This is a genomic window from Perlucidibaca aquatica (assembly GCF_001676655.1).
Taxonomy (GTDB): domain Bacteria; phylum Pseudomonadota; class Gammaproteobacteria; order Pseudomonadales; family Moraxellaceae; genus Perlucidibaca; species Perlucidibaca aquatica.
In genome coordinates this window covers 198,817-212,496 of record NZ_LZDB01000002.1, presented here as the reverse complement: position 1 = coordinate 212,496, position 13,680 = coordinate 198,817, and the positions used below count along the sequence as shown (strand labels likewise).

At 54.0% G+C, this 13,680-nt stretch carries 11 protein-coding genes; 7 read left to right on the top strand and 4 right to left on the bottom strand.

Annotated elements, in window-relative coordinates; genetic code table 11:
* The 7 genes from A8710_RS04610 (at position 1) to A8710_RS04580 (ending at position 6,213) form a co-directional block, all read left to right on the top strand.
* Complete coding sequence (locus A8710_RS04610) at positions 1-1,173, top strand: glutathione S-transferase family protein (protein WP_068858329.1); 1,173 nt, start codon at positions 1-3, stop codon at positions 1,171-1,173.
* Positions 1,174-1,563: 390 nt separating this feature from the next.
* Positions 1,564-1,875, top strand: coding sequence for a cupin domain-containing protein (locus A8710_RS04605; RefSeq protein WP_068858328.1), 312 nt, complete (start codon positions 1,564-1,566; stop codon positions 1,873-1,875).
* A gap of 50 nt (positions 1,876-1,925) precedes the next feature.
* Positions 1,926-2,321: a GFA family protein gene (locus A8710_RS12025; protein WP_082968662.1), complete on the top strand. Its 396-nt coding sequence runs from the start codon at positions 1,926-1,928 to the stop codon at positions 2,319-2,321.
* Positions 2,322-2,435: 114 nt separating this feature from the next.
* Positions 2,436-2,990 (top strand): hypothetical protein, encoded by a 555-nt coding sequence (locus A8710_RS04600; protein ID WP_068858327.1) that lies wholly within the window; start codon positions 2,436-2,438, stop codon positions 2,988-2,990.
* A gap of 123 nt (positions 2,991-3,113) precedes the next feature.
* On the top strand, positions 3,114-3,509 hold the full coding sequence (locus tag A8710_RS04595) for a hypothetical protein (RefSeq protein WP_068858326.1): 396 nt from the start codon (positions 3,114-3,116) through the stop codon (positions 3,507-3,509).
* A 307-nt stretch (positions 3,510-3,816) separates the two neighbouring features.
* Complete coding sequence (locus tag A8710_RS04585; protein ID WP_068858324.1) at positions 3,817-5,112, top strand: serine hydrolase domain-containing protein; 1,296 nt, start codon at positions 3,817-3,819, stop codon at positions 5,110-5,112.
* A 78-nt stretch (positions 5,113-5,190) separates the two neighbouring features.
* Positions 5,191-6,213 carry a TerC family protein gene (locus A8710_RS04580; protein ID WP_068858323.1) on the top strand — a complete coding sequence of 341 codons (1,023 nt, stop codon included), beginning with the start codon at positions 5,191-5,193 and terminating at the stop codon, positions 6,211-6,213.
* Positions 6,214-6,451: 238 nt separating this feature from the next.
* On the opposite strand, the gene A8710_RS04575 is transcribed toward A8710_RS04580, so the two are convergent.
* The 4 genes from A8710_RS04575 to A8710_RS04560 all read right to left on the bottom strand — a co-directional run bounded on the left by A8710_RS04575 (position 6,452) and on the right by A8710_RS04560 (position 13,645).
* A complete protein-coding gene (locus A8710_RS04575) occupies positions 6,452-8,290 on the bottom strand; it encodes an acyl-CoA dehydrogenase (protein ID WP_068858322.1) in 1,839 nt (612 codons plus the stop codon).
* A gap of 164 nt (positions 8,291-8,454) precedes the next feature.
* Positions 8,455-9,021, bottom strand: coding sequence for a dCTP deaminase (gene dcd / locus A8710_RS04570; protein WP_068858321.1), 567 nt, complete (start codon positions 9,019-9,021; stop codon positions 8,455-8,457).
* A gap of 22 nt (positions 9,022-9,043) precedes the next feature.
* A complete protein-coding gene (gene apbC / locus A8710_RS04565) occupies positions 9,044-10,138 on the bottom strand; it encodes an iron-sulfur cluster carrier protein ApbC (protein WP_068858320.1) in 1,095 nt (364 codons plus the stop codon).
* 60 nt (positions 10,139-10,198) lie between these two features.
* Positions 10,199-13,645, bottom strand: a complete 3,447-nt coding sequence (locus A8710_RS04560) for a PAS domain S-box protein (protein WP_068858319.1) — start codon at positions 13,643-13,645, stop codon at positions 10,199-10,201.
* Between the last annotated feature and the right edge of the window lie 35 nt (positions 13,646-13,680).

Below are 13,680 nucleotides of genomic sequence, written 5' to 3'. Positions count from 1 at the left end.
ATGAGCACTGCCGCCACGCCCTCGGCGCGCTATCGCGCCTATGTTTCTGATGTGTCGTATTACAGCGGCAAGCTCGAAGCCTACCTGCGCTACGCCGGCATCGACCATGAGCGCATCGAGGTCAACACCGACACGCTACGCAACACCGTGCTGCCCGCCACCGGCGTCATGAAAGTACCGGCCATGCAATGCCCGGATGGCCGCTGGCTGAAAGACACCACGCCGATGATGCGCTGGCTCGACCAGCAGCACGGCCGGCCATCGATCTACCCGACTGACCCCGCCAGCCACTTCATCGCCCTGCTCATCGAAGACTATGCCGATGAGTGGCTGTGGCGACCGGCCATGTACTACCGCTGGAACTTCGCCGACTCGCACCGCCTGTTGCGGCATCGCCTCGGCCGCGAACTCTCGGATGGCACGCGCTATCCCGCCGCCGGCCTGGGCTGGTACATGCGCTGGCGGCAGTACCTGACCTTCGTCCGCGACGACGGCATCCGCCCGCACAACGAGGCCCAGGTGCAAGCGCTGTACCGGCGCACGCTGGCGCAGCTCAGCCAGCGCCTGAAAGACCGACCGTTCCTGCTCGGCGAACGCCCCAGCATTGTCGACTTCGCCTTCTTCGCCTCCATGTTCCGCCACTTCGCGCTCGACCCGCACTCGGCCAAACAGATGATCGACACCGCACCGGCCGTATACGCCTGGGTCGGCCGGGTTTGGAATGCGCATGGCGGCAATACACCGTCGCACGCTGAACTGGAGGACTTTGCCAGCTCGGATTGGAATGCGATTTTTGGCGAGATCAGTCGGGACTATCTGACCTATCTGGATGTGAATGCGACGGCGTATGCGCGCGGCGAGAAGCATTTTGATTTGACGCTGGGGGATACGGTGTATCCGCAGATGGCGGTGGTGCGGTATCGCGTGGCGTGTCGGGAGCAGATTTTGTTGGCTTATCGGGCGCTGACGGCAGAGGCGCGGGCGCAGGTGGATTTGCGGTTGCAGGCTTCGGGGATTGCCAGCTGGTTGCGGCAAGCACCTCTCGTGGTTTCTGGATTGGCGGAGGAGTTTGTAATGCCCTTGCAGAGGCGATACCCAAAGGCTACGGGGTTGCGCGGGCTAAAGCTGTTGAAGGGGACGCCGTGGGATATGCCGGCTCCGCCGGTGCGCTGAACTTCCTTAGCAGCTCACTGAGCTGGCTCAGCCACCCGAGAATCCCCGACACTGGAAAACACGCCGCAAGTACATCCCTGTAGGCTCTCATGCGCCATCCATGGCGCATGACGGTTTTCCAGTGTCGGGGATTCTCAGGTGAACAGCGCTCAGGGTCGGGGCTGCGGTGGTGGTTCAGGGGCCGGCGGGGTTGGGCAGTAGGTTTACTTGCGCCGTGCCTGCATGGCACTCTCGGAAGTATGGTAATTGCGGTATTTGTCGGCAGGGAGTGCTGTGTTCAAGTTGCCAATGTGTTGAAAGCCTTGAGCTTCCTACCAGCGCTCACGCCTTATGCAGCAAACCAGAATAATTACACCGCAGTACTGCGGTATAAACTAAGTTAGGCACATCATGAAAGTATTTCGCGGAAGCACATACAAAGCGGATCGCCCCTGGGGGGCTGCAGAAATTGCCAACATGGACGGCATAACCACACGCCTTCATTGGACAGACCAGCCATACAAATGGCACATCAACGACGGGGAGGAGGTCTTCACCGTACTTGATGGTCAAGTCGAGATGCGCTATAGGGACGCCGGCGTTGAGTACAGCACCATCCTGGAAACCGGCGACGTCTTCTATGCGGCGGTAGGCACCGAGCACGTAGCCCATCCGATTGGTGAGGCTAGAATTCTCGTCATTGAGCGTGAAGGTAGTGCATAACTTTTCGCTCAATCGTTAGGCTTCATAACAAATTGAGTCAGGTAATCACTATGGCAAGGCCGAAGACCTATGAGGGCGGTTGCTTGTGCGGAAACATCCGCTTTATAGCTACTGGTCCAGCAATGAAGCCTCACACCTGTTCGTGCAAACAATGCCAGCGCCACTCTGGTTCACTTACACAAATTTGGGTTGAATTCACACGAGATCAAGTTCAATGGACAGGTTCTGGTGGAGCGCCTTCGAAATGGCGGTCGTCAGAATGGTCAAGCCGTGCATTTTGTTCGGTGTGCGGCAGCACAATTGGCGCAATTGATGATAAACCCACCTTAGCGCTTGCTCTGGGCACATTTGATTCACCCAATCGCCAAGAGCTTGCGCCGCAATCTCATTCCTACGTTTCAAAGCGCCCAAAGTGGTGGGGCATCAACAATCCAAGTGATACCTAACAATTCGTTCAAGCCGACCCCGTGGCGTCGGCCACTTGCTTTTGCGCTATGCTTGACCGTGTCCGCCGCTCCGCCACGGGTCGGCTTAACTCATGCGCTAGAGGGCATTAGCACATGCGTCTTCTGATCGACCAGCTCGAAAACTCCCTAGCATCAGGTAACTATTTCTTGTCACTGTTTACCGCGCTGACATTGCCTGACATTGCGGGCGCGCTAAACGCGCAGGATGGGAAAGCGACAGGGGTGCGCTACGCTGCTTGGTACGAGCAGTGGGTCCGACCTCGTTTGGCGGAAACAGTTCAAGCCACACTCTCCGCCAACTTCCCCGGTCAGGTTCTGAACGTAGTTAATCCTTTGGACGGGGATGCTTGTTACAGATTCCGCTGCTCACTTCTGCATCAGGGAAGCACGCAGCATCCGAAGAGCCCGTATGAGCGAATTATATTCATTGAACCACACGCAACGAGTAACAGCTTTCACTACTGCACACTGAACAAGGCACTGTGCATCGATCTTCAGATGTTCTGCCAGGAAATGATATCCGGTGTTCGTCTATGGCTTACGCACGCTGAGGCAACCCCGCTTTATCAGGCCAATTTTGCAAAGTTCGCTACCCGTCACGATCAAGGGTTGCCGCCATACATAGTCGGCGTACCCGTCGTTGGATAAGCCCTCTAACCAGCGGTTCCACCCGAGATATTCGCCTTACGGCTAATCCCCGGCTGAACCTAGGCGTTGGGCGTCACGACGCTGGTCGTGCCGATGAGTTGATGGCGCGGAGAAGGGGGAGTTATGCAAACCACCAGCCTTTACGAGTCCGCTAAAAAATTCTTTTCCGAGTTCAATGCGGCATTCTCCACGTTTGACGGGAACGTAGTTGCAACCCGCTACGCTGCACCTTATCTGGCAGTGCGAGGTGATGGCACCTCCGAGTCTTTCGTCTCGCGCGAGGACATCGCCGACTACTTTCAGAACGTTCTCGACAAGTACCATCGGACTGGCTGCCGTAGCTGCCGGCACAAAGACCTGAATATCGTCGCTGTAGGGTCTGGTGCTGTCTTCGCGACTGTCACATGGGAACTTCTTGGTAGCGATGGGCACGTCGTGATCACATGGCGTGAGTCGTACAACCTCGTGTGGTCACTAGGAGAGCTTAAGGCATGCGCATCGATGGATCACGCGCTATGAGAACTCGCAGTGCCATGGTGACGCCTCACCAATCGCTCGAACGGACACGGTACTTTGCGCACTACGCAATGAGCTGGGAGCAATCTCTTGCCGCACTAGCGATCATAGCAGCCAGCCTAGCAGCACTGTATGCCCGTTGGAGTGTCAGAGAGGCCAAGCAGTCTATTGGTATCGTCGGCCTAGCGCTTCCTCTCCAGTCACAACACCAACGCATCATGCATCTCGCTCTGGCTTCGTTGTTGCACTGTACGGCGCGTGGCTCACTGGAAGTCTCCAACTCAATTTATACGGTAAGCGGATAACAACTATGAAGGGACGGCATTTGAAAATCGGCGGCGCAATATTGTCGCTCGTGTTGCTGGCGTTGTTGGTACTGATCCGACCTTGGGCGGAGTACAACCCACTGAAACTCAACGCGCTGTTTGCGCCCGATAAGCGCATCCAGAACTTTCGCAGCATGGAGCAGGTGCTGCCCTATCGCGTGGTCCGCGCCGCCACGCCCTTTGAGTTCTCGCGTGCCGAGCGGCCGCTGGATATCCGCTATACATTCAACGGCGAGACACGCCGGCTCGATGAGTTTTTGGAGCGGGCGACGGCAACCGGATTACTGGTGGTCAAAGACGATCAAATCATCATGGAGCGCTATTTCCATGGCGCGGATGCGACTACCCGGCACACCTCTTGGTCGGTGGCGAAGTCTTTTGTCGCAACGCTCGTGAGCATTGCACTCAAGGAAGGTCGCATTCGCTCACTGGACGACCCGATCACGGACTATGTGCCTGATCTAAAGGGTAGCGCCTATGAAGGCGTGCCAATCCGACATGTTTTGCAAATGTCGTCCGGCGTAGATTTCGACGAAAATTATGTCAGTCGTCACTCCGATATCAGTCGGCTGTTTATCAAGGTGTATGTGCTCGGTCAGCGCATCGATCGAGTCATGCACGACTACGGGCGTGAACGCCCGTCCGGCGAGATGCTCCACTACATCAGTGTAGATACTCAGGCCTTGGGAATGATGTTGCAGCGGCTATACGGAAAGTCCTTGTCCGCCGTGCTCGAGGAAAAGCTTTGGCAACCGCTCGGCATGGAGGGCGATGCCTACTGGAATATTGATCAGCCAAGCGAAGACGGCATGGAAATGGCGTTTTGCTGCCTTAACGCTCGCCTGCGCGACTTCGCCAAGCTCGGGCGCTTGTACTTGCATCAGGGCAATTGGAACGGCATCCAGCTGCTACCCGAAGGCTGGGTGGCGGAGGCCACCACGCCGGCAGGGCCTCATTTGGAGCCCGGCGTTTCGCCTTACGATTACGGTGCGCGCGGCTATCAGTACCAATGGTGGGTGTGGGAAGGCTATCAGCGCGAGTATTTCGCTGCCGGCGTATGGGGGCAGTATGTATACGTCTCTGAACCGGACAACCTGATCATCGCGCGCACCAGCGTGGATCCGGACTTCCGTGCCAATCTCCCCGAGTCTATTGCCGCCTTCCGAGCCATCCGCGACGCGCTGCGTGCCGCTCCCGTAACCAATCCCGCGACGCCAAGCGCCGGGCGAACGGCTCAAAGTCTTGGCGTCAAGCATCGTGATGTGATTACGGTACGCTAGACCCGTCAGGTTTACCGACAGTAAGCTAGCCGTGACGGCTAGCTTGCATTTTCGTTTATTTATTATTCAGGCATTTTTATGACAACCATTGGCACCCCGCTCATGTGGTCCTTGTTTGGACTTTTTGTGCTGCTCGCATTGGTCCTGGATTTTTTTGTGCTCAATCGTCAGGGCTCGCACAAAGTCTCGATGCGTGAAGCCGGCATCTGGTCCCTGGTGTGGGTCGCGCTTTCCTTTGTCTTCATGGGCTGGATGTGGTGGCACCTTGGCGGGACTGGCAGTGATGCCGTTGCTCGTGAGTTGGCCAACACCAAAGCCGTCGAATTCATTACCGGCTATTTGATTGAGAAAGCATTGGCTGTAGACAATGTCTTTGTCTTCCTAATGCTGTTCACCTACTTTGCGGTACCCGCGGAATTTCAGAAACGCGTCCTTATGATCGGGGTGCTGGGCGCGCTGGTCCTGCGTGCTGTGATGATTCTGATTGGTGCCTGGCTGATCGCCAAATTCCATTGGATTCTGTATTTCTTTGGCGCTTTTTTGCTCTTTACCGGCATCAAGATGTGGTGGGCTGCTGGCAAAGAACCGGACTTAGAGGCCAATCCTGCCCTGCAATGGTTAAGACGCAAGGTACGTATCGCCCCAGATTATGATGGTGAAAAGTTTTTCACGTTCATTAACGGTGTCCGCGTGGTAACGCCACTGGCCGTTGTCGTGGTCCTGATCGGTATTGTGGACGTGGTCTTTGCCGTGGACTCCATTCCGGCCATTTTTGCCATTACCACGGACCCCTTCATTGTGCTGACCTCGAATGTGTTCGCCATTCTCGGTCTACGCGCCATGTACTTCTTGCTGGCCGGCGTCCACGAACGCTTCCACTTGTTGAGTTACGGTTTGGCTCTGGTTTTGGCGTTTATCGGGATCAAGATGTTGATCATCGACATCTACAAAATCCCCGTCGTCTGGTCACTGTCGTTCACCGTGCTAACGCTGACTGCCACCATGTTGCTGTCCCTGCGTATTCCACCAAAGGGTAAAGGCGGTAGTGCCTATCCTTTCGCGGCCAAGTCACCGACAAGCGACATCGGTTCGGAAACCTAATATCTCCACGATGCCTCTGCCGCGGCCAGTTTGCGCGGTGATGCATCAGGGACAGATGCGAAAATTTGCGCCCCAAATCCGCAAAAGTGACCGCTGTCATCTGGTGCGGCCTGACACTGGAAAACCGTCATGCGCCATGGATGGCGCATGAGAGCCTACAGGGAAGTATTCACGGCGTGTTTTCCGGTGTCAGGCCGCACCGGATGTCGGATGTAACAATTTGGCGAAGCCTTGAAACTCAGAACCAGTCGGCGGAAGCTCGCGCACACACCATTTCACGCCGGGCAACAACACCTAGCCACGGCGTGATTTTCGGCAGTTCATACTGGAAGAAGTAATCACAAGCCCCGCGTTTGCCGGCCAGGAAGCCGGAAGGCCACTGCCCCGCATCGGCGGCCTGCGCAGCCAGCGCCAACTCCAGCCAGATCCACGCCAGCACCACATGCCCGAAACCCTGCAGATAGCTCGTCGCATTCGCCAGCGCCTCGGCCGGATTGCCCGTCGCCCAGGCCGCCTGCGTTGCCGCCACGACTTCCTGCAATGCCGCCTTTAACGCCCGACCATGAGCCTGCAAGCCGGCATCCGCCGAGGCCGAACGTGTCACCGTCTCGCCGATGCGCGCAGCCAGCGCCTTCAGCCCCGCACCCTCGTTCATCAGCACCTTGCGGCCGAGCAAATCCAGGCCCTGAATGCCGTGCGTGCCCTCGTGGATCATGTTCAGACGGTTGTCGCGCCAGTACTGCTCCACCGGGAAATCGCGCGTGTAGCCATAGCCGCCGAGAATCTGGATAGCCTGGCTGTTGGCCTCCTGCGCCCACTCGCTGGGCCAGCTCTTGGCAATCGGTACCAACAGCTCCAGCAGCAGCCCGGCGGCCTTCGCCTGCTCCGGCGTGCCGGTACTTTCTTCATCGACCAAGCGTGCACAGAACAGGCCCAGTGCCAGCCCGCCCTCGGCAATCGCCTTCTGCATCATGAGCATGCGCTTCACATCGGTGTGCTCGATAATCGGCACTTGTGGACTGCTATGATTTTTGCCGCCAGCACCGGCATGACGACCCTGTGGACGCTGCTTGGCATAATCCAGCGAGGCTTCGTAACCGGCATAACCGAGCATGGTTGCGCCCAGACCCACTGCGATGCGCGCCTCGTTCATCAGCGTGAACATGCAGCGCAAACCATTGCCTTCGCCGCCGATCAGATAGCCCACCGCCCCCGCCCGACCCTCGACCAGGAACTTGCCCTCGCCGAAGTTGAGCAGCGTATTGACCGCCCCGCGATAGCCACACTTGTGATTGAGCCCGGCCAGCGCCACATCATTGCGCTGACCTGTAGGTCGGCCCTCGGCATCCACCAAAATACGCGGCACGATAAATAGCGAAATGCCCTTAACGCCCGCCACCGGCTTACCATCCGGCCCCGGAATTTTCGCCAGCACCAGGTGGATGATGTTGTCGCCCATCTCGTGCTCGCCGCCGGTGATCCACATCTTGTTGCCGGTTAAACGATAGCGCGCACCCAGCGGGTCATCTTCACCACCCGCATCAGGCACCGCTCGCGTGGCAATATCGGACAAGCTAGAGCCAGCCTGCGGCTCACTCAAACACATCGTGCCGTAGGTCGTACCGGCAAAGCCCGTCTTCGCAAACACCTCGACCTGCTTCGGCGTGCCATGCGCAAATATGGTATTGGCATTACCGCGCGTCAGCATCGGATAAGCCGCCAGCGACACACTCGCCTTATAGAAAAAACTCATCGACGCCATCTCGACCACGGTCGGCAGCTGCATGCCACCGACCTCCGCCGGCTTGCTCGCCGACATCAACCCGGCCTCATTGAAGGCCGCCAGCGCAATCGGCATCTCCTTCGGCAGATGCACCGTCACCCCGTCAAACTCCGGTTCTTGGATATCCGTGAGCCGATTAATCGGCGCAAACTGCTCCGTCGCAATCTGCTCACTAAGATCCAGCACCGCAGCAAAGGTGTCGCGACTATGCTCCGCATGAAACGCGCGCTGGCAAAGGGCTTCGGCGTTCAGCCAATCATTCAACAAAAAATCGAGCGTAAGGCGATGCGACATTAGGAAACTCCAAGCTCACGGCGCGAACGCCCGAAAAGAGAACGCTGTTCATCTGGTGCGGCCTGACACTGGAAAACCGTCATGCGCCATGGATGGCGCATGAGAGCCTACAGGGACGTACTTGCGGCGTGTTTTCCAGTGTCAGGCCGCACCGGATGGCGGAATCAAGTTTTAGGCAGCGTAACCCCCGTCTGCCCCTGGTATTTGCCGCCCCGATCCTTATAAGAAGTCGCACAAATCTCATCCGACTCAAAGAACAACATCTGCGCCACACCCTCATTAGCGTAGATCTTGGCTGGAAGGTTAGTGGTGTTAGAAAACTCCAACGTCACATGCCCCTCCCACTCTGGCTCCAGCGGCGTCACATTCACAATAATGCCGCAACGCGCATACGTGCTCTTGCCCAGACACACCACCAGCGTGCTGCGTGGAATCCGGAAATACTCCACCGTGCGCGCCAACGCAAAACTGTTCGGCGGGATGATGCAAACATCCGAGACCACATCCACGAAGTTCTTTTCGTCGAAATTCTTAGGGTCCACGATGGTCGAATTAATGTTGGTGAAGATCTTAAATTCATTCGCGCAACGCACATCGTAGCCGTAGCTCGAGGTACCGTAAGACACAATCTTCTGGCCATTTTGCTGACGAACCTGACCCGGCTCGAAGGGCTCGATCATGCCGTGCTGTTCGGACATGCGACGAATCCAGTGATCTGATTTGATGCTCATGCTGCAGTCTCGTTCAATGCACTCAGTGCGTTGGGTTCAAAGGAATACGGGTATCGGCCACACGCGGCCCCAGCGCCAAGCGGGCAGCGGTGTGACGCGCCATCTCACGATAATAACCGGCCAGCTCACCATTCGGCTCGGCCACCACTGTCGGCACGCCGCTATCCGTCTGTTCGCGAATGCGACGGTCCAGCGGTAGCTGCGCCAGCAGCGTGGTGTCGTACTGCGCCGCCATGCGGGCACCGCCACCCTCACCGAAAATATGCTCGGTGTGACCGCAATTCGAGCAGATGTGCTGCGCCATATTCTCGACCACACCCAGCACGGAGATGTCGACTTTGCGGAACATCTCGATGCCCTTCTTGGCATCCAGCGTGGCAATGTCTTGCGGCGTGGTGACGATGACGGCGCCGCCCACGGGCACGCGCTGTGCCAGCGTGAGCTGAATATCGCCAGTGCCCGGCGGCATATCCACTACGAGATAATCCAACGATGACCAGCGCGTCTGCGTAACGAGTTGAATGAGCGCGCCGGTGGCTTTCGGCCCGCGCCAAACCACAGGGGTATCGCCCTGAAGTAAGAAACCAATCGACATGACTTCAATGCCATGCGCGTGATGCGGCACAAACCAGGCGTCGTCCACCGTGTCGGGGTATTTGCCGTTACCCACGCCGAGCATTGTGGGCAGGCTGGGGCCGTAGATATCGGCATCCAACAAGCCCACCTTGGCACCTTCTCGGGCCAGGGCCAGAGCCAAGTTCACGGCGGTAGTGGATTTGCCCACACCGCCCTTACCGGACGCCACCACAATGACATTTCGCGCCAAGGTCAGCGGCGCGACCTCACCCTGAGGCTTGATACGCGGAATGGCTAATGACCAACGAATATGAACGTCACGCGCACCGGCCACATGCAATGCGGCTTCTAGCTTAGTGCCAAAGGCTTCAGCAGGATTGGCGTGGGGATACGGCAGTGCCATGTGCACAAAAACACGGCCATCGTCTGTGACCTGCGTGTCCTGCGGGACCGCTAACAAGAGGTAAGTTGCGTCAGGACCAAGGTAAGGATCGTGATGCGCGGCCAGTACGGCATCGACCACGGCGCGGGTGATACTCATGGGTGTGAGACGTCCAAAAAAATGAGCTTGTATGCTAGCGGTCTCAGGTCACGAATGCACCTAAGCACCGCGTATCAATACCTGCTCAATTTCAGTGACGAGTAACTCAACTTGCTCAACTAAGTCTTTAGGCTCGATTGCTTGTGAGGCTATGGCCGTTTCAATTCGGCGCGCGTACTCGCCCAGCTCAGATAAGCCCACCATGCCGGCTTCGCCTGCTAAGGAGTGCAATACCGGGGTCAACTTAGACAACATTTCCGGCGCTGGGTTCGATAGGTACTCTCGCATTTGCTGCACGTGCTTAGGTAAGCGATTGCTGAGGAAGCGAGTTTTAAAACCTTGCAGTGCAGAAAGGAGCTCCGCATCCATGATCTCATCGTGTTCGTTGCCCACACTTTCTTTCCGTTGTGTGTGTTGACAGACTTCATCGATCAGCTGATCCACATCAAAGGGCTTCGTTACAAATCCAATCAAGCCTGCGGCCAGGGCTGCATCGCGCTGAAAGCCCATTGCTCCGGCAGTCAGAGCCACAATAGGTAAATCAGCAAACTGTGCATGTTGACGAATGGCAAGCGTAGCCTCGTAACCATCCATGCGCGGCATTTGAATATCCATAAGCACCAAATCAAACGCCGGATTTGCGCCTAATACACGCTCGACTGCGTCAACACCGTCAAATGCAGTTTCGACCTGAGCTCCCTCTGCCCGTAAGATGTACTCAGCAACTTCACGATTTAAGTCGCTGTCATCCACAACTAAAAGCTTAAGTCCTTCCAGCCGTTTTTCAGGAATGACGCCATTGGCCTGCGACCGGCCAGCTCCCGTGCTCTTACTGGGGACGTTTGCTGCAAGCGCAAACGGCAGATCGATAATAAACTCGCTGCCCTGCCCCACTGTACTTTCAACTGAAATGACACCACCCATGAGTTCGGTCAATTTTCGGCTAATGGTTAAACCTAGACCGGTACCGCCATAGCTACGCGATGTAGAGGAATCCGCTTGATTAAAAGCATCGAAAATTTGTATTAGCTTAGTCTCAGGAATACCAATACCACTATCCGACACACTGAAGCGCAAGCGAACGGTAGACTCATCAACATCTTGAGATAACTGCGTCACGGTTAGTTTAATAAAGCCACTGGCGGTGAACTTAAGCGCGTTACTCAGCAAATTCGTTAGCACTTGGCCGATACGTAAAGGATCACCAATTAATTGATTGGCAGACTCTGGCAATGAACTAACTTCCAACACGACCTTTTTGTCTCGAATCGCTGCACGAGCAATACCAGAAACATTATCGATAAGCTCTTTAAGCTTGAAGGGCACTTGCTCGATATCGATTTTATTCGCTTCAATTTTCGAGAAATCGAGTACGTCATTCACAATTTCCAAAAGGCTTTGACTGGCCAATTGAATTTTACTAATGAGTTGATGTGAGGCCGCGGGCAAAGGCTGGCGTTCAAGCATGTAACACAAGCCCATAATGCCATTGATGGGAGTTCTCACTTCATGACTCATATTGGCTAAGAACTGGCTTTTTGCTTCATTAGCTTGCTCGGCAAAGCGTTTAGCCTCCTGCAAAGCCATATCTTTACGAAGTCGCTCTGTAATGTCTTGGGCAATAAAGAGATAGCCTGAAACATCACCATTGGCTTCTCGCATCACCGTCACAGCCAAAGATACACGTAGCGCTTTGCCGGAATGGGTCAAATAGGTCCACTCTTGCACTTCCACACCGCGCTGTTCAGCGCCAAAAACGAGCACCTGAAACCCATCCAGTGATACACCAAATCGTTCACATAACTCTTCACTATGCTGCTTAATTTCGGATGCACAATGCAGTAGTTCATTCGGCATTTTGCCAACCACCGCATCCGAGGTATAACCCAGTAAATTTTCTGCACCAGCATTAAATAGCGAAATATGACCATACTGATCGGTCGCGACAATGGACATTTCAGAAGCGGCTTGCAACACATTGCTAAGAAGATCCGCTACGTGAGCGAGCTCAGACTCGGCGCTCTTTCTTAGGGTAATGTCAGTGCGTAGCGAAACATAGCGTTCAATATTGCCAGCTGAGCCTGTAAACGGAGCGATTACGCTATCAACCCAATAAATTTGTCCATTTTTGCTGCGATTGCACACCTCCTTATGCCAGGCATTACCCGAGGAGATGGTTCGCCACATATCCACCCAAAACTCTTTTGGATGCTCAGCAGAATTAATCATTTGGTGAGTTTTACCAATGAGCTCTTCGCGAGAGTAACCACTGACCCGGCAGAAGTTATCATTCACCTCGATGATTCTTCCTCGATTATCCGTAACTGAATAAAGCATTTGCTGACTGATTGTACTTAGCAGCACTTGATTATGTCTGAGCAACGACTCCAACTGCAGCCTATTATTATTAACCTCAGTAATATCATTTACAATAGCATAAAATCCTTTTACTTTTCCATCTATAATATCTGGTATGTAGTGAGCCAAGCTATGTCGAACGATATCACCATGCTTACTCTTCACGCTTCGCTCGAACGTTTGCGGCTCACCTGCCAAAACTCCATTTATGTAGACTTTATTATCTTCAAATAGTTCATCCCCTATGACTTCCCTCATAGATTTACCTTTAAGGTTACTATGATCAATCCCAAACCAATCATTGTAAGCCTTATTAGCAACTCTATTTATTAAATTACTATCCCAGTAACCTATCATGGAAGGCATTGAGTCAAAAATCATTTGCAGATCTCGTCGTGCAATATCTAACTCAGATGTACGCAGAGACACTAAATTTTCTAAATTCTCATTAAGCAGCCTTACTTGCTCTTCAGACTCAACCTGTATTGTCACATCTCGAACAAACATGGCATAACCGGTACTATTCAACTGACCTTGATTAATCGGGAAAAAAGTCATTTCAGCCTGGAAGGTCTGACCATTATTTCGAGTAAGGGGTGAAATAAAATGTGAAATTGACTCTCCAGACATGATTTTTTCAAGTATTGAATCATGTACATTTTTTACATAGTCTGGAACAAAAAAATCTGAAAATTTACTCTCAAGCACTTGTGCCTGCTTATAGCCAAAAATCTTTTCTGCAGCCTCATTCCATGAAGTAATACAGCCGTACAAATCAAATGAAATGATTGCATCATTGGCATTACTAATAATGGCACCTAGTTTTGCGCTATCGGCCATCATCTCAATTTTGCGCAAATTGTTTAGCGCATAGAAATATCCAATTACAGATAGCAGGATGCTTGAAAAAATCATTAAAATTAAAATTGGAGCAATGCTTCTCGCCGTTTTCTTGGAGAACTCCTGGCTCGGCGTGAAGTAGAAGTCCCATTTTTGTCCGTAAACATCCACAACATGATGAAATGATTTTTCCGGATCAATATCAGCTTTTCTATTCTTACTTTTATATAGTACAACCAAATCACCATTTATATTTTTCGCATAAATATCTACATTTACCGTATTTTGCAGTCTATAAAAATCCCTCATTAAATAATCAAGCAGCAACGGCGAGTACGTAAGCC